General features: G+C 64.1%; 6 protein-coding genes. 1 reads left to right on the top strand and 5 read right to left on the bottom strand.

Translation table 11 applies throughout. The annotated features are described in order from the left end of the window. Positions 1-19: 19 nt before the first annotated feature. The 5 genes from ACYG9R_RS21470 to ACYG9R_RS21450 form a co-directional block, all read right to left on the bottom strand. Entirely contained in the window at positions 20-1,177 is a 1,158-nt protein-coding gene (locus ACYG9R_RS21470; RefSeq protein WP_023690814.1) for an ABC transporter permease, read from the bottom strand. A gap of 13 nt (positions 1,178-1,190) precedes the next feature. Beyond that, positions 1,191-2,225: an ABC transporter permease gene (locus tag ACYG9R_RS21465; protein WP_023687977.1), complete on the bottom strand. Its 1,035-nt coding sequence runs from the start codon at positions 2,223-2,225 to the stop codon at positions 1,191-1,193. Between the two features lie 223 nt (positions 2,226-2,448). Further along, the gene (locus ACYG9R_RS21460) at positions 2,449-4,101 is read right to left on the bottom strand and encodes an ABC transporter substrate-binding protein (protein ID WP_023668187.1); all 1,653 of its coding nucleotides are present in this window, start codon (positions 4,099-4,101) and stop codon (positions 2,449-2,451) included. Between the two features lie 252 nt (positions 4,102-4,353). Continuing rightward, positions 4,354-10,401, bottom strand: a complete 6,048-nt coding sequence (locus ACYG9R_RS21455) for a translocation/assembly module TamB domain-containing protein (RefSeq protein ID WP_023823191.1) — start codon at positions 10,399-10,401, stop codon at positions 4,354-4,356. Between the two features lie 2 nt (positions 10,402-10,403). Further along, positions 10,404-12,332 (bottom strand): autotransporter assembly complex protein TamA, encoded by a 1,929-nt coding sequence (locus ACYG9R_RS21450; RefSeq protein ID WP_352791636.1) that lies wholly within the window; start codon positions 12,330-12,332, stop codon positions 10,404-10,406. 277 nt (positions 12,333-12,609) lie between these two features. Between ACYG9R_RS21450 and ACYG9R_RS21445 the strand changes: the two genes are divergently transcribed. Next, on the top strand, positions 12,610-18,096 hold the full coding sequence (locus ACYG9R_RS21445; protein WP_460221849.1) for an alpha-2-macroglobulin family protein: 5,487 nt from the start codon (positions 12,610-12,612) through the stop codon (positions 18,094-18,096). The last annotated feature ends 78 nt before the right edge of the window (positions 18,097-18,174 follow it).

The raw sequence follows: 18,174 nt of genomic DNA, 5'->3' as shown, positions 1-18,174 counted from the left end.
CGGCGCCGAAACCCGCAGATCAGTCTTTCATCGATTGTTCGCGCAGCGAGTCGGCAAGCAGGTTCAAGCCCAGCACGAACGACATCAGCGCGATCGTCGGCGGCAGCGCCGGGTGGATGAATGAGCGCAGCAGGCGGCTGGCGTCCTTGATCGCGGTGCCCCAATCCGGGCTCTCCGGCGCCAGGCCCAGCCCGAAATAGCCGAGCGTGCCGAGCAGGATCGTGGTGTAGCCGATGCGCAGGCAGGCATCGACGATCAGCGGTCCGCGCGCATTGGGCAGGATCTCCCACAGCATGATGTACCAGGGCGATTCACCGCGCGTCTGCGCCGCCGCCACATAGTCGCGCGTCTTGATGTCCATCACCAGGCCGCGCACGATGCGGAATACGCCGGGGCTGGAGGCGAACACCACCGCCACGAAGATGTTGAGCTGGTTGGGATCGATGTGGATGATCTTGAACGGATCGGCGTCGAACACCAGGCCGGCATAGACCCAGCCGCCGATGATCAGCGTCAGCCCGAGCAATATATAGAGGCGGTCCGGCCGGTTCTTGTAGCGGGTCCAGAACAGCACCGAAAAGAAGATGATCGGGAACAGGAAGAACAGCCCGGCCATGGCGTAGGGGATCGGCGTATCCATGATGCCCGGCGTCACCAGCAGGTAAAACAGCAGGATCACCGGGAAGGCCAGCACCAGATTGGCCAGGAACGACAGCACGGTGTCGATCCGGCCGCCATAGTAACCGGCGGGCAGACCGAGCGTGATGCCGACCATCAGCGCGAAACCGGTCGCCGCCGGCGCGATGATCAGCACGATCTGGCTGCCATAGACCATGCGCGAAAAGACGTCGCGGGCGAGCTTGTCGCCGCCGAAATAGTAGATGAGTTTCGATACCGGCTCGAGCGCGCCCGGCAGCGCATCCTTCATGATCGGGACCTGGGCGAGCGGATCGAAGGGCGCGACGGTCGACGCGAAGATTGCCGTGAACAGCCAGAACAGGCAGATGCCGACACCGACTATGCCGACGCCGCTATCGAACAACTGGCCGTAGAGGCCGAGCCTTTTCTTGTAGGTGAAGCTCACCCCCATCACCAGGGCAAGCCCTAACCAGACCGGCCAGAAACGCCCAATCACGCCGAGCACGACATTGAAGGCACCGATATATTCGACCTGCATCTGCCCCAGCCCCCTATTGAACTCTGATACGCGGATTGAGGAACGCGTAGCCGACATCCGAGATGAGCTGCGTGATCAGCACGATGAACACCGACACCAGTGAACAGCCAAGCAGCAGATCGATGTCGTTGTTGCCGGCGGCCTCGACCAGCGTGTAGCCAAAGCCCTGGTAGCGGAACATCACCTCGACGATGACGACGCCGGTAAGCAGCCAGGGAAATTGCAGCATGATGACGGTGAAGGGCGCGATCAGCGCATTGCGCAGCGCGTGCTTGACGACGACGCTGCCGAAGGAAAGCCCCTTCAGCCGGGCGGTGCGGATATATTGCTGCGTCATCACCTCGACCATCGAGGCGCGCGTCATGCGGGCGATGTAGCCGATACCGTAGATCGCCAGCGTCATCACCGGCAGGGTGAAATTGTAGAAGGTGATGCCCTGGCTTGCCGAGGCGGCCGAACCGTTGAGCCAGCCGAGCCAGGAGGCGAAGATGACGGTGAAGATGACGCCCGACACATATTCGGGCGTCGCCGTCGACGCGATCGATGCGACGGACAGTGTTCGGTCCGTTCGCGAGCCCTCGCGCATGCCGGCCAGGATGCCGATCAGCAGCGAAATCGGCACCATCACCAACAGCACGCAGAGCATCAGGATACCGGTGGCGGCGAGTGCGGGGAATAGCTTTGACGCAACGGTGGTTTTGAACTTGGTCGAGCAGCCGAAATCACCTTCCAGGATGCCGGAGAATTTCGGCTCCAGCGGTTCGTTGCAGAAGGAGAAACGCTGCGTCGGCTTGCCGGTCGCCGGATCGGTCACCGGTTGCTTCGGGACGACGCCCAGCCATTGGCCGTAGCGCACGAAGAAGTTCTGCCGGTAGCCATGGTTGACCAGCCAGCTTTCGAGCTGTTCGGCCGATGTGTGCATTTCGGTCTGGCTGATTGCCAGCTTCTTCAAATTCGGCTCGAGGTTGATCAGGAAGAAGACGATCATCGTCAGGCACAGCATCGTCAATGCCATGGTGCCGAGACGCCGGATTACGAAAGAAAGCATGGCGGTCCCCTGCCGGTCTGGTTGGGGTTGGAGCCAGTTCGAAAAACCAGCTTTGCCGTTGCCGGCAGAGTTGGCCGTCAAATCGGCACTCGGATGCAATCAACCCAGTTTTATTGAACGGTCTTTCAGGAGAGTCCGCAACTTTTTGCTGCGGCGGCTTCCGGTTCTGGGCCATGCGAGGCGTGACGGGAAGGAGCGAAGCGCCCCTTCCCTGACGTTCCGATCACGCCTGGTCGAGCCAGACCTTGCCGTAGTCGCGCTCGAAGGTCGGATGCATCTTGTAATTCTGCACCGCCTTGACCGAGTGGCTGTAGAGCTTGCGCCAGTATGGCTGGATCATGATGCCGGAATCCTGCAGGATCTGCTCGATGTCCTTCATCATCTCCTTGCGCTTGGCCGCATCGGCAACGGCCAATGCTGCATTGAGCTTGGCATCCCATTCGGGGTTGGAATAGGCCGACTCGTTCCACGCCTCGCCGGTGCGGTAGCCGATCGCCAGAACCTGAACGCCGAGCGGGCGCATGTTCCAGTTGGTCATCGACAGCGGGTACTTGGTCCAGTCGTTCCAGAACGTCGAGCCCGGCAGCACCGTGCGCTTTACCTTGAGGCCGGCGTCGCGCATCTGCGCGGCGATGGCGTCGCCGGTATTCTTGTGCCAGTCTTCGTCGACCGTGATCAGCTCATGCTCGAAGTCGGCCTGGCCGGCTTCCGCCATCAGCGCCTTGGCCTTGGCCGGATCGCGAGCGACTTTGGGCAGCTCGTAATATTCCGGGTGGATTTGGCAGACATGGTGGTTTTCAGCCACCGTGCCGGCATTTCCGTAGCCAAGCTGCAGGACGACATTGTTGTCGACCGCGAGTTGCAGCGCGTTGCGTACCTTCTGGTCGCCGTAAGGCTTGTTGTTGATGTTGGTGCGGCACACGATGGTCGACGCGGTGACGATTTCGGACTTGACCAGGTCCAGTCCGTCGAGGATTGACACATAGTCGGCCGAGGTCTCGAAATTGGTATGGACTTCGCCGGCCTCGAAGGCACTGACCATGGCTGCCGGATCGGTGCCGTAGTCGACGAATTCGATGCCGTCGAGGAACACCTCGCCGTCCCACCACTTGTTGTCCTCGCGGCGCTTGTAGACCACCTTCTGGCCGACATCGTAGGAGACGAGCTCGAACGGGCCGGTACCGATCGGGCAGGCTTTGAAGTCGCCGCCCTTCTCGTCGAAGCTCTTGTGCACGATGAGGCCGGGATAGTCGCACATGTTCGGAATGAGCGCGATGTCAGCCTTGCCGAGCTTCAGCTTGACGGTGTGGTCGTCAACCTTGGTCACGGCGCTTTCGTCGAGCTTGTCGTCCTTGACCAGCGTGCCGAGACGGCCAGGCATGGAATTGCCCTCGGCCTTCTTGTCGGCCCAGCGCTTGAGATTGAAGATGACGTCATCGGCGGTGAAGGCATCGCCATTCGACCAGGTCACACCCTTGCGCACATGCAGCGTGTACTCGGTGGCGTCGTCGTTGACCTCCCAGCTCTCCAGAAGGTACGGGCGGAACGTGTATTCGCTGGTGTACTTGACCAGTGGCTCAAGCGCCTGGCGCTCGGCATTGGCGATTTCCGACCAATCGGCCTTGCGTGGATCCTTGGGATCCTTGACCCATTGCGCGACTTTCAGGATGCCGCCCTTCTTGCCCTGCACCTCTTCGGCCCTGGCTTGGGTCGGCACGGCTACGCCGAGCATGCCGTAGGCCATCGCAGTCGACGCGCCGAACACGCTGGCCATGGCGAGGAACTCGCGGCGATCGACTTTGCCTGCCTTGGCTTCTTCGGCCATGGCCAGGATGTGATCGGGAACGCGATCGCCATTACTCTTGTAATTTGTCATACCTTAACTCCCATTGTTGGCTTTCCGCCTTTTAACATTCCGCATCCCTGCCGTGATGTCAAAGACGGCATGGCTACGGAACCTGTTAGGGAATGTGCAACTTTGAAAAGGGAGCGGTTCGCGTGATAACGACAGACTTGGCGCAAAAGTGCTAGCGCGCCCAGATTCCGCCGGAATCTGCTTAGGCGAGTAACTGATACATTTGGGCGGGTTGAGACAGCGCCAGTTCCGGCGGCGGTAAGGGCCAGGAACTCAATATTCCTTTTCGTAGAATATGCCGCCCTTGGCCTCGCCGCCATCGTTGGCCTCGCCGCGCAGCTTGACGCCGCGCCCGACATTGAGGTCGATCGTCGCCTTGCCCGATCCTGGCCTGTCGCCTTTCTGGATCGTCACATAGGTGCGGTCATTGAGATACTTGCCCGCCGACACGGCCGTCCCGCCCTGGTCATCGGTGGTCACATCCAGGTCGTCGACGCCGATTGCACTGCGCAGGTTTTCGAGCAGCGAGGTCGAGCCGCCGACGCCGGCCAGTTGGCCGGCGGCCTCGGCCAGCTGCGCGATCTGCAGCGGCGACAGGTTCGACATAGAGCGGCCGAAAATCAGCTGCGCCAGCACCTCGTCCTCGGGCAGCGCCGGCACCGAGGAGAAGTCGAATTTCGGATTGGTCGCTTCGCCCGAGACGACGATGGTGACGGTGGCGCTGGTCGTGGTCGATGTCGCGGTCAAGTTGAGGTAGGGCACCAGCGAGCCCGAAAAGCCGACCGTGCCTTCGGTAAAGGTCAGCCGCTTGCCGAGGATCGACAGCCGCCCACGCTGCAAGGTGAAGGTGCCGACCGCCTGCGGCGAAGCCGCCGGGCCGGTCAGCCTCAGCGAACCACCGAACTCGGCATCGACGCCCCTGCCCTGGATGAAGATCTGGTTCGGCGCATTGACCGTGACGTCGAGGACAAGCCCACTGCCGCCACCCCCGCTGGCCGCCGCCGGTCGCAAGGCCTTGTCCTGCGCCCGCACGGAGGCGGGCGCGTTCTTGTGCTTGACACCGAGCGCTGCCAGCGAGCCCGGCAGCTTATCCGGAACGGTGATGACGGTCTTGGCCAGATTGACGGTGCCCGAAATCACCGGCGCCGAGGTGAGCGGCCCCTTGATGGTCAGGTCGCCGCCGAGATTGGCTGTCACCACCCTGCCGTCGGTATAGCGGCCGTCGACCAGCTTGATAGACAAATCGGCTGGGAAACCTTGCGCCGGATTGATGCCGAGTGTGCCGGAGGCCGACAGGCTGCCGCGTGTCGACAGCGTGCCGGTCAGCCGGTTGATCCGGGCAACGCCGTTGCCGATCGAAATGTCGGCGGCAATGTCGTTGACGGCAAGGCCGGAGCGCGCGTCGACCAGGCGGGCGCCCGACGTGCTGACCGTGCCGCCGATCACCGGCGACGCCGCCGGGCCGCGCATCTGGATATTGACGTTAGCGGTGCCGCTGAGCGACAGCCCTTGCGCCGCAAGCTTGGCGGCCAGGAAGGAAAATGGCACCTTGCCGTTGAAGTCGAGCACCAGCGCTGGTGTGCCGGCCGTCGTCACCGTACCGCCGCCCTTGAGCCCAAGCCCGGCGCCGTCGCTGATGTCGGCGTTGAAGGTGAGCTTCTTGCCGGCGAATGTTCCCGACGAGGAGATATTCATGCCGCCAAGACCGGCGCTGCGCGTCTGCGAGGTCTGCACCCCACCAGCATCGATATCGAAAGCGACAGTCGGATTGCCCGGCGCGCCGGTTACCTTGACTGTTCCCGAAATCGAACCGGCGGCCTGGAGGCCCGGCGAAAAACTGTTGGCGAGTGAGGCCGGCACCTTCGACAGCGCGGCGCTGATGTCGAGTGCCTGCCCGACCTTGCCGGTCACCGTCGCCGTGCCGCCACCGAGATTGAGCACCAGCTTGTCCAGCGTCGTGGTGCCGTTCGCGATGCTGACGGTCGAGGCCTGGGCGATGGCCGCCTTGATGCCCTGCACCGTGGCCTGGCCGGAAGCGAGTTCGATGGTGGTGGTGCCGCCAGCCACCTTTACCCTGCCCGCAGCCTTCGCCGGAATGCCCTTGACGGTGGCGCCGCCGGAAAACCCGGTCCAGTCGCCGTCGCGCTTCAAATCGACATCGATGCCGCTGATGGCGGTGCCGCCGGAAATGACGCTGTCGGCGCGAATTTTGCCCGAGATGACCGGCGCGGCGAGATAGTTGGCGACCAGCGCATCGATCGACACCGTCTTCGCCTGCAGGTCGCCGCGCGTAATCGAAGCGGTCGCAGCCTTGACGGCGACGTTCGGGCCATCCGCGGTCTTTGAGAAGGCGATGGTGCCGCGCACGTCGCCTTCGGCCTTTTCCAGCGCCAGCGCCGCCAGGGGCCCGATATCCGGCAGGTCGAGCGCGATGGTGCCGACCGGCACGAAAGCCTCGTCGAGCGCAAGGTCGCCGGAGATCTTGTTGTTGCCGAGCGACAGCAGCAGGCCGTTGATGGCGCTCTTGCCGTCGGCCGTCGCCAGCACCGCGCTGCCTTGCAGCGCCTGCCCTGCGACATTGCCGGTCAGTTGCACATTGGCCGCCGGATTGGCGGCGTCGGCCTTGCCGGTTGCGGTCAGCTTCAACCCGGTGATTTCGCGTTCCGCCACCAGCAGCCGGTCGCTGTTGACTGTCAGCGACAGGTCCGGCGCCAGGCTAGGCCCCTGCGCGCTGAGTGCGAAGCTGATCGCGCCTTTGGCATCTTTCGACAACAGTGAGATGTCGGCCAGTGCACCCTTGATATCTGCGCTGAGCTTGTTGTCGGCGAGACTGGCCTGACCGTCCGCGGTCAGTGCGCCCGACGCCAGCTTGACCGGATTGGCGCTGACATTGCCATTGCCATCCCGCTTCAGCGTGGCGCTGAGCTGCGTGCGCTCTGCCAGCACGCTGCGCGCCGCCGCCGGCAACGCCGCCGACAGCACGTCGGCGTTGAGGTTGAGGTCGATTGCTCCATCGGCAAAGCCGACACGGCCATTGAAGGCGCTGCCCAGCGCATCGGCCTGCACCGAGCCGCTGTCGATGGTGATCGCGTCCGCCGCCAGGGTGCCGGCGATCTTGGCGGTGATCTTGCCGGCGATCAGCGGCGCGATGGTCGGATTGTCCAGACCGATCTTGTCCGCCGTCACCGTGCCCGAGATCGGACCGGTTCGGCTTTTCATATCAAATGCATCGGAATGCAGCGCAAGCGCAATGCCCTCGACCTTGGCGTCATCCGTCGCCACCGAAGGCAGTACCGCCGAGATGTCGAGCTTGGCTTGCGCAGCCTGCCCGGCCGCCTTCACCGACAGCGCCTGCAATTCGAGCTTGATCGGGCTTTCCGCGCTGCCCAGCGTCAACGGCAGGCTCGGACCGGACGATGTCAGATCGAGCGCGAAATCGCTGGCGCCGTTCGGGTTGAGGGTGCCGGCCGCCTTGCCGGAGATTTTCTCACCCGAAAGCGTCGCCTGGTCGAGCACGACGCCGCCGGCCGCGGAATAGCTGCCGGCCGCATCGACATCGAGCGGCCCGAGCCCGGCCTGACGGGTCTGGCTCGTCTCGGCGCCGGCCAGCTTTGCATTAAAGCGAATGTCGGGATTTGCTGATGGCCCGGTGATTTGCGCCGTGCCGTCGAGCGTGCCCGCGGCATCGAGGCGGGGCGAAAAGCCATTGGCAAGCGCAGCCGGCAGCGCCGAGAAGGTCGCCGCCAGATCGAGCGTCTGGCCCGCCGTGCCCGACAGCGTCACCGAGCCGCCGCCGAGATCGACTACCAGCCTTTGAATGTTGGTTATGCCATCGGCAATGGTCAGGCTCGACGGCTCGGCGATCGCCACCTTGATGCCGCGCACCGTCGCCTCGCCGGACGCGATCTCGACGCTGGTCACGCCGCCAGCAATCTTCGCCCGCCCGGCAGCTGTCGCCGGAATGCCTGATATGGTTGCTCCGCCGGTGAAATTCGTCCAGTCGCCGTCACGCTTGAGGTCGACGCCGATGCCACTGACGACGGTCGTTCCCGAGGTCACGCTCTCGGCCTTGATCGTGCCGGAGATCGCAGGGCTGTTGAGATAGTTGGCGATCAGTGCGCTGACGGTGACTGCCTTGGCTGCCACATCACCGCGCGCGATCGACACGCTGGCTGCATTGATGGTGACAGTGGGAGCCTCGCCGTCTTTGGCGAACACCACGGTGCCGCCGATATCGCCGGCCGCCGTCTGCCCGGCCAGCGACGCCAGCGGCGCGACATCGGGCGCGGAGATCGTCAGCGTCCCCAGCGGCAGGAATTTCTCATCGAGCGTGAGGTCGCCCGACACCTTGTTGTCGCCCAGCGCTACGCTGAGCCCCTTGATGGAGCGCTTGCCATCGCTCGTCACCAGCGCCGCCTTGATGGCGAGCGGCTGTTCGTCGACCGCGCCGGTCAGCGAGATATCTGCGGCCGGGCTCACAATGTCGGCCTTGCCCGATGCGGTCAGCTTGATGTCCTTGACCGTGCGGCCGGAGGCCGTCAGGCTGGCACTGTCGGCCGAAACCGAGAAATCCGGTGCGTTGCGCGCGCCGCTTGCCGTCAGCGCGAAATCGACCCCGCCGGCGACCGGCACGCCGACCAGCGAAGACAGCACCGAGACGTCGCCGAGCTTGCCCTTGATGTCGGCCTGGATATCGCTGCCTTGCGCGCTGGCGGTGCCGCTGGCGCTCAGCGAACCGGAAGTGAGTTCGATCGAGTTGGCGGCGAAAGAGCCCTGCGGATCGCGCGTCGCGGTCGCCGAGAATTTGACCCGTTCGCCAAGCAGCGAACTGATCTGCGGCGGCAGCGCCGTCGACACAGCATCGGCATTCATCTTCAGCGTCATGGCGAGATCGGCCAGCGTCACCTTGGCCGTCAGCCCGGCATTGAGAGCATCGCTGCGCAGCGTGCCTTCGTCGAGGGAAATCTCGTCCTTGCTGATCGAGCCGGCAAGAGAGGCCGTCAGCTTGCCGGTGATCAGCGGCGCCAGCGTCGCCACGTCGGTCTTCAGCCCGGCGGCCGCCAGACTTACACTGACCGGGCCGCTGCGGCTCTCGATGTCGAAACCGTCGGAATGGATCTTCGCATCCAGATTGTTCACCTGAGAGCCGCCCGCCACCACCGACACCAGTGAAGCGCTGGCGTCAATCATCGGCGCCTTGCCGTCACCGAAGGCGCGCGCGGTCACATTGTTGATGGCCACCATGATCGGCTGCGCCTGGGTACCGACATTGACCGTGACCGGCTTGGCTTTGGCCACGAGTTCGACCGAAAGGTCGCTGGCGCCCTTGGGGTCGACCATGCCGGCAGCGGTACCATGAACTGCGTCGCTCTCGATCGCAGCGCGCTCGATGTCGACGCCGCCGGTCGCGGTCGCGGTGCCGGCTAGGTCGAAGCTGGTCTTGCCGGCAAACAGCGACTTGAACCGTTCCGGCAGGAAGCCTTCGAACGAACCGTCGCCCTTGGCCTCGATCCGGTTGCCCTTGTCGGTGAGCTGGTGCCGGCCGGTGAGCTGGGTAACGATCTGACCGTCGACCATGAAGGTGCCGATGCCGCTCCAGTTGGCCAGCGGCCCGGTGCCCGAGACGACGATGTTGACCGGCGGCGCGCCGGGTAGCTTGAGCAGGTTGGCGATGATGCCGCCGGCCGGCTCGGAAGCCTTGAGATCGAGGTCGAGCTTGTTTTCATCCGGCGCGAAGTGGATGTTGGCGTCGACATTGCCTTGCTTGCCGTCATGGCGGGTAACGTTGAGCACCGTCTGGATCGCCAGCGGCGACGCATCGACCTTGGCCGATCCCTTGGCCGCAAGTTCGGCAATGCCGCTGCCGGCAAGTTGCTGGCCGAGCGCGATCTCCGGCAAATCGATCGCTCTGATATCAAGCGAAACCGGCAGGCCGGTCGACCCGCTCTTGCTCGGCTCGGTGCTCGCCATAGGCAGCCGTGCCAGTTCTATCCGTTCGGCCGCTATGCGGTCGGCGCTGAAATTCTTCGACAACAGCGCCAGCGGCGACCAGTCGACGGCCACATTGCGGGCCACCAGCCAGGCGCCCTCGCGGTCTTCCAGCACGACATGGTCGACCGTCAGCGCGCCGGACCAGATACCGTTAATGCCGCTGACCGTGACTTTGCTGTCCCCTGACGAGGCCATGTCAGAGATGATGCCGGCGAGATTTTCGCGGCCGCGCTCGGTCTTGGTCAGCACGACCAACGCGCCGATGCCCGCCGCCGCCACTATCAGCAGCGTGTAGAAAAACAGGCGAAGGATGCGTTTCAAAATCTTCATCGTCAGAACGCCTGTCCGATCCCGGCATAGATGCCGAAACGCGGGTCGCCACGGTCGCGGTTGAGCGGCACGGCGGCGTCGATGCGCAGCGGCCCGAACGGCGTGATGTAGCGCAGGCCAACGCCCGCGCCGACCTTCACGTCTGAAAAGTCCGGCGTCGCTGTGGTCGAGACAGTGCCGGCGTCGACGAACGGCACGATGCCGATCGTGTCGGTCAGAGCAATGCGCATTTCGACCGATGTTTCGAAGAAGGAAAGCCCGCCGATCGGCTGATTGTCGATGTCCTTCGGTCCGATGCCCTGATAGGCATAGCCCCGCACCGAGCCGCCACCGCCGGAATAGAAGCGCCTGTCGGCTGGAACGTTCTGAAGGCCGGTGCCGACGATCGAACCCAGCGCGACGCGTTCGGCAAGCACGAATTTCGAGGCCGTGTCGAGCGACTGATAGGCCGACCCCTCGCCCCTGAGCTTGAGGAAGGCGGCGCCGCTCAGAATGTCGTAACTCGGTTCGGCATAGGCCAGAACCCTGAAGCCGCTGGTCGGGTTGAGCCGGTTGTCCCTGTTGTCGTAGACATATTGCAGCGGAATGCTGGCGATCAGGTATTTGTGCTTGCCGAAGGCGTCGGTGATCCTGGAGTAGTCGAGCGCGATTTCAGCCGAAACCGTCTGCTTCTTGTCGATCTCATAGGACAGGCCGGTGCTGCCCTTGACCGAAAAATGGTCGTAGGCGTCGGGATGTTCGAGTACGGTCTTGACGCTGGCGATGAATTTCGAGGCCGGCCCGACCACCCCCGGCTTCTCGAACATGAGGCCGGCATTGTAGTTGAGCTCGCTGAGATCGTTGCTGCCGATGCCGCTGATCTTGCCCTCGATGCGCAGCTTTTCGGCCCGGCCGAACAGATTTCGGTGGCCCCAATAGCCTTCCAGGCCTAGCCCTTCGGTGTTGGAGAAAGTGCCGCCGACGCCGAAATAGCGTGGTTTGCGCTCGCTGACCTGAACGCCGATCGGAATGTTGCCGTCGGGGTCAAGACTGTCGGCTTCCTTCAGCGTCACGCTGTTGAACACTTCGAGCCTCAGCAGCCGGTCGCGGGCATCGTCGATCTCGTCAGGCGAATATTGCCGGCCGCGTTTCAGCCCGGTCATATATTCGGTGAACTCGCGATCGACCTTCTCGGTGCCATCGACGGTGGTGTCGCCGTAACCGGCAACCGGCCCGGCGGCCACCGTCAGCGTCACGTCGAGCGTCGAGGTGGTGTGCTCGGCCACGACCTGCCTGTCGGTGATCCGGGCCAGCGGCCGGCCCTCCTGCTTCAGCGCCCGCACGATCAGCGCCTCGGCCTTGAGCACGGCGCCCGAGCCGGCATCGCCGCCGGCTATCAGCCCGAAATCGGCGCTCGCCAGCCCGGCGGCATCGCCCTCCAGCCTGATATTGCCAAGTGTGAATTTGGGCCCGCTCGAAATGCTGATCACCACCGGCACCGGCTGCGGAGCTGTAAATTCGGCATCGGGCGGCAAATCGTCGAGCACCTTGCCCTGGATGGTGATGGTGACGACGCCTTCATAACGGGCGTCGGCATAAAGCGCGGCGACCAGCTGTTCGCGGTCGCTACGCGCCTTTGCCAAAAGGCCGAGCGAGCCGGAAACCGGGCGGTCCTCGTCGGATTTCAGCGACGAGGCGTTTTCGAGCTTCTTGACCAAGTCCTTGTCGGCATCGGGCGCTTCGATGGTCACCGCATAGCGCAGCGGGTCGACGATATCGGCGTCCTCGTCATTCGAAGAGCCCCACAATTTGATGCCGAAGAGCTCGAAGGCGGCCGCCGACCCCGATTCGGCAACGAGCACGCTCGAGCACGCCAACGCCACAATCAGCGCGCGCGAAAGCGTGCGCCGTGGCGCACTTACCTTCGACATCTGCGCTTCATACGCCGGCATCAGGACAACCTAGGTTACAAAACTAAAATTGGAATGAAGTTTTGAAGCGCTCGTAAAGGGGCCACAATCCAATTGTCTGAAATAGGCAGGGCTTGGAATTCACACCTTCTGCGTTTTCGCAAGAAAGCGTGATCCCTTTCCCGTGGATGAACTATCGGCATACCGGTCATTGGCCGGTTTGGGAACCGTTGGCGGGCGGAAACCTGCCCGTCCTCGTGTTGACAAGCTTGACTGAAGCTTGAACATGCCGCGGACGTAGCAGTGTCTGGAGGGTGTTATGGCGATGCGCGCGGCGGCTCGTGGTCTGTCGATCTTGATTCTTCTCATTTTCGCCTGGGGGTCTGTAGCGCAAGCGGCCGAAGCCCGCCGGGTGGTGACCTCAAATAATTCCGACTATTTCGGCTTCGATCTCAGATCGGACCAGAATGTCAGCCTCGATCAGTGCAAGACGACATGCCTCGGCGACCCCGCCTGCCGCGCCTTTACTTACAACAACAAGGCCAAATGGTGCTTCCTAAAATCCGACTATAACCAGTTGAAATCCTTCAGCGGCGCGGTCGCGGGCAAGGTCGTCAAAGTCGATGGCGACCCCGATATCGGCGCCCCGCCGGAACTCGCCTTCTTCCCCAACTGGATGGCCGACCAGGCCCAGCAATACCGCAACAAGCTGACCGATCCGGCCTATGACAAGCCGACCGACGGGCTGGAATCACTCCGCGCCGCCGCCGAACAGGCTGCACTGACCGGCGACCATGGCCAGGCCATGAACAAATACGAGGCCGCGGTCTCGGTCCTGCCTGACGACGGCCAGCTTTGGCTCGGTCTGGCGCGTGAAACGCTTGCCATACAGCCGGCCAGCGGCACCTCCGAATCCTACAATCTGCCGGTCAAAGGCACCTCCGCCGCCATCAATGCCTACAAGTTGCTGCGCACCACCAAGACCCGCGCCGAAGTGCTGGCGCTGCTCGGCAACGGCCTCGACCGCCGCGATCTCTACCGTCCGGCCCTGCAGGCTTATGAAGCCAGCCTCGCGCTGGTCAGTTCGCCGGCGGTCAAGGCCGAATATGAGGATCTCAAGGCCCGCAAGGGCTTCCGCGTCATCGATCACTCGATCGACGCCGACACCAGCGCGCCGCGCATTTGCGCGCAGTTTTCCGAGGAGCTGGTCAAGACCGGCGTCGACTACGCCCAGTTCGTCACCGTCGACAACCAGCCGCCCAAGGGCGTCGAGGCCAAGGACAAGCAGATCTGCGTCGAAGGCCTGGAGCACGGCCAACATTACGAAGTGACCTTCCGCGCCGGTCTGCCGGCCGCCATTGGCGAGGTCACCGCCGCTCCGGTCGTGCTGTCGATCTATGTGCAGGACCGTGCGCCGTCCGCCCGCTTCACCGGCGACAGCTTCGTGCTGCCCGCCGGCGCCCGCCGCGGCATCCCGGTCGTCACCGTCAACATGAACACCGCGGAGATGAAGCTCTACCGTATCGGCGATCGTTCGCTCGCGCAGCTTCTATCCGGCTATCAGTTCCTGAAGCAGCTCGACGGCTATGATATCTCCAGCATTTCCGACCAGATGGGTGAGCCGGTCTGGCAGGGCCAGCTCGATATCGCCAACGACCTCAACAAGGACGTCACGACGTCGTTCCCGGTCGACGAAGCCTTGCCGCAGCGCAAGCCCGGCGTCTACGTGCTGACCGCGCAAGCGGTAAACGAGAATGACGAGGACAATTACAATTCGCTTGCCACGCAGTGGTTCGTCGTCTCCGACATCGGCCTGTCGACCTATACCGGCCAGGATGGCCTCAATGTCTTTGCCCGCTCGCTCGGAACCGCCAAGCCGATCGCCGGCGCCGAACTGACGCTGCTGGCCAGGAACAATGAAATCCTCGGCACAGCCACGTCGGACGCCGAAGGCCATGCTGTCTTCAACCCCGGCCTGACGCGCGGCGACGGCGGCATGGTGCCGGCCGTTCTGATGGCCAAGCAGGGCGACAACGATTTCGTCTTCCTCGACATGGGCCGCGCCGGCTTCGATCTGTCCGATCGCGGCGTCGCCGGACGCGCCGCACCGGGCGCGCTCGATGTCTATGCCTGGACCGAACGCGGCATCTACCGCGCCGGCGAGGATGTGCATGTCGCAGCCCTTGCCCGCGACGGCGCCTCCAAAGCGGTGGAAAACCTGCCGCTGACCTTCATCTTCACCCGTCCCGACGGCGTCGAGAACCGCCGCATCGTTGCCGATGGCGTCTCGGCCGGCGGCTATGCCGTCGACCTGCCGCTGGAAGCCAACGCCATGCGCGGCACCTGGACGGTGTCGATCTATACCGATCCCAAGCAGGCGGCCGTTTCCAGCCAGATGTTCCTGGTCGAAGACTTCGTGCCGGATCGCATCGAGTTCGACATGAAGTCCGACAAGCAGGAGATCGCACAGGGCGAAACCGCCAACATCGACATTGACGGCCGCTTCCTCTATGGCGCGCCGGCCGCCGGCCTCGCGCTCGAAGGCGAGCTGACGCTGTCGACGGCGCGCGACTGGGACCGTTTCGCCGGCTATTCGTTCGGCCTTGCCGACGAGCAGTCGGCCGAGCCTTCGGTCACCCCGTTCACCGGTCTGCCGGTGGTCGGCGACGACGGCAAGGCGACCTTCCCGGTCACGGTCGACCAATTGCCCGCGACCACCAAGCTGGTCGACGCCAAGGTCACGGTTCGCATGCGCGAAACCGGCGGCCGCGCCATCGAGCGCTCGCTCAACATCGGCATCCGCCCGCAAGGCCACATGATCGGCATTCGTCCGGATTTCGCCGACAATGAGGTGCCGCAGGGCGGCACCGCCAAGTTCAGCCTCATCGCGGTCGACCCCGACGGCAAGCGCGAGACGCTGAAGGGCGCGCAGTGGTCGCTGGTCAAGGTCGAACGCAATTACCAGTGGTACCGCAACAACAACTCGTGGAACTACGAACCGGTCACCTTCACCAAGTCGATCGCCAACGGCCAGGTCGATCTCAGCGCCGATGCCGAGGCGACCGTGACGATGCCGGTCGACTGGGGCCAGTACCGGCTCGAGATCGAGACTGCCGATCCCGAGGGCCCGGCGACCAGCTATGAGTTCGACGCCGGCTGGTATGTCTCCTCGACCTCCACCGAAACGCCTGATGGGCTCGAGATCGCTCTCGACAAGGACAGCTATGCCGTCGGCGACGTGGCCAAGCTGAAAGTGTCGCCGCATTTTGCCGGCGAACTGCTGGTCACCATTGGCGCCGACAAGCTGCTCAAGACCGTCACGGCAACCATGCCGGCCGGCGGCAGCACGGTCGACATCCCGGTCGGTGACGACTGGGGCGCCGGCGCCTACATCACCGCAACCCTGTTCCGGCCCGGCGATGCGCAGGAAACCCGCATGCCGGCGCGCGCCATCGGCGTAAAATGGCTGACGGTCGACCCAGGCTCGAAAAAGCTCGCCGTCACCCTGACGCCGCCGGACAAGACGATGCCGCGCCAGCAGTTGTCGATCCCGGTTTCGGTCGCCGGCGTAGCGCCGGGCAGCAATGCCTATGTCACGGTCGCTGCCGTCGATGTCGGCATTTTGAACCTCACCAACTACAAGGCGCCGGATCCGGAGGGCTGGTATTTCGGCCAGCGCATGCTCGGGCTCGAAGTCCGCGACATCTATGGCCGTCTCATCGACGGCTCCCTCGGCACCACCGGCAAGCTCAGGACCGGCGGCGACGGCGCCTCAATGCAGCCGCAAGGCAGTCCGCCGACCGAAAAGCTGGTCGCCTTCTTCTCCGGCCCGGTCCAGCTCGACGCCGACGGCAAGGCGAGGATCGACTTCGACATCCCGCAGTTCAACGGCACCGTGCGCGTCATGGCCGTCGCCTGGACCAAGGAGGCCGTCGGCCATGCCACGACCGATGTCATCGTGCGCGATCCGGTGGTGATCACTGCCGGCCTGCCCCGCTTCCTGGCGCCTGGAGATGCAGCTATCATGCGGCTCGACGTCGCCGACACCGACGGTCCGGAGGGCGACTATGCCCTGTCGATCGCCACGACCGGCGACCTCTCGACCGGCGACAAGCCCTTGCCCGAAAAGCTGACGCTGGCCAAGGGCAAGCGCCAGACGCTGACCGTGCCGCTGATTGCACAGACGGCGGGCAATGCCTCGATCACCATCAAGCTCGCCCATGGCGACGGCACCGCCGTCGAGCAGACGCTGTATGTTCCGGTGCGTCCGGCGCAATTGCCGGTCACCACCCGTCTGGTCGTCGACCTCAAGGGCAATGGCGGCTCGCTGCGCGTCGACAAGGAGCTGCTCGCGGCAAGCCTGCTCGACGGCGCCTCGATCAGCGTCGGCGTTTCGCAGGCTGCCGCCTTCGACGTGCCGTCACTGCTGATGACGCTCGACCGCTACCCCTATGGTTGCGCCGAGCAGACCACCAGCCGCGCCATGCCGCTTCTCTACGTCAACGATCTGGCGTCCGGCGTTGGCATGCAAAGCGATCCCGAACTGCACGGCCGCGTGCAGGCCGCCATCTACAAGGTGCTGAGCTACCAGGCTTCGGCCGGCAGCTTCGGCCTGTGGGGTCCGGGCTCCGGCGATCTGTGGCTCGACTCTTACGTCACCGAGTTCCTGACCCGGGCGCGCGAGCAGAACTACGACGTGCCGGCCCTGGCGATGAGCCAGGCGCTGAGCAATCTGCAAAACTCGGTCGGTTACGACCAGGACGTCCAGGATCGCGGCAGCGAAATCGCCTACGCGCTCTATGTTCTGGCCCGCAACAAGAAGGCCTCGGTCGGCGATCTGCGCTACTACGCCGACACCAAGCTCGAAGCCTTCTCGAGCCCGATGGCCGTCGCCCAGTTGGCGGCGAGCCTGGCGCTCTACGGCGACGCGCAGCGTTCGGAAGCAACCTTCCAGACGGCGCTGCAGCTGGCCAAGTCGACCACCGAATACGACTACTACCGGTCCGACTATGGCTCGCGGCTGCGTGATGGCGCCGCGATCCTGGCGCTCGCCGCCGAATCGAGGCCGGTGCCGACCATCGTGCCGGAGCTGATCCGGCTGGTGGCAAGGGAACGCGCCGATGCCCGCTGGACCAGCACGCAGGACGAGTCCTGGATGCTTCTGGCGGCCCGCGCGCTGAAGTCGGGCAACGACTCGATCACGCTCTCGGTCAACGGCGCGCCGCATGCCGGTGGGTATTCCAACCACCTCAGCGGCACCGACATTGCCGACAGCCCGCTGACCATCGCCAACACCGGCGCCACGCCGCTGCAGGCGGTCGTCACCACGGTCGCCTCGCCGGTAGAGCCCTTGCCGGCCGGCGGCGACGGCTTCACCATCGACCGCACCTACTACAAGCTCGATGGCACCGAAGCCAACGTCACCGAGGCGACGCAGAACGAACGCTACGTGGTCGTGCTCAAGGTTTACGAGCAGAACCGCTGGCCTTCGCGCCTGCTGATCACCGACCTGTTGCCGGCCGGCTTCGAGATCGACAATCCGGGCCTTGTCTCCAGCGCCCAATTGTCGAACTTCACCTGGCTGGCGCAAACCGACGCCGCCCATCTCGAATTCCGCGACGACCGTTTCGTCGCGGCATTCAATCCCAATGACGGCGATGGCGACCGCAACATCATGCTGGCCTACGTCGTGCGTGCGGTAACGCCGGGCACCTATGCCCATCCGGCAGCCACGGTGGAGGACATGTACCGGCCGCAATATTCGGCCCGCACCGCCACCGGCATGATGGAGATCAAGGCGCCGTAAGGCGCCTTGACGAAGATGAACACGCCGATGTCCGCGACCATCTCCTTCTCCCCGCTATGCGGAGAGAAGGAGCCGGCA

The sequence above is a fragment of the Mesorhizobium sp. RSR565B genome (assembly GCF_054719465.1).
This window is presented reverse-complemented; position numbering and strand designations above follow the sequence as displayed.

Coding starts and splice junctions, on each gene's coding strand:
- ACYG9R_RS21470 (WP_023690814.1), bottom strand. CDS start 1,177: ATGCAGGTCGAATATATCGGTGCCTTCAATGTCGTGCTCGGCGTGATT.
- ACYG9R_RS21455 (WP_023823191.1), bottom strand. CDS start 10,401: ATGAAGATTTTGAAACGCATCCTTCGCCTGTTTTTCTACACGCTGCTG.
- ACYG9R_RS21445 (WP_460221849.1), top strand. CDS start 12,610: ATGGCGATGCGCGCGGCGGCTCGTGGTCTGTCGATCTTGATTCTTCTC.
- ACYG9R_RS21450 (WP_352791636.1), bottom strand. CDS start 12,332: ATGCCGGCGTATGAAGCGCAGATGTCGAAGGTAAGTGCGCCACGGCGC.
- ACYG9R_RS21460 (WP_023668187.1), bottom strand. CDS start 4,101: ATGACAAATTACAAGAGTAATGGCGATCGCGTTCCCGATCACATCCTG.
- ACYG9R_RS21465 (WP_023687977.1), bottom strand. CDS start 2,225: ATGCTTTCTTTCGTAATCCGGCGTCTCGGCACCATGGCATTGACGATG.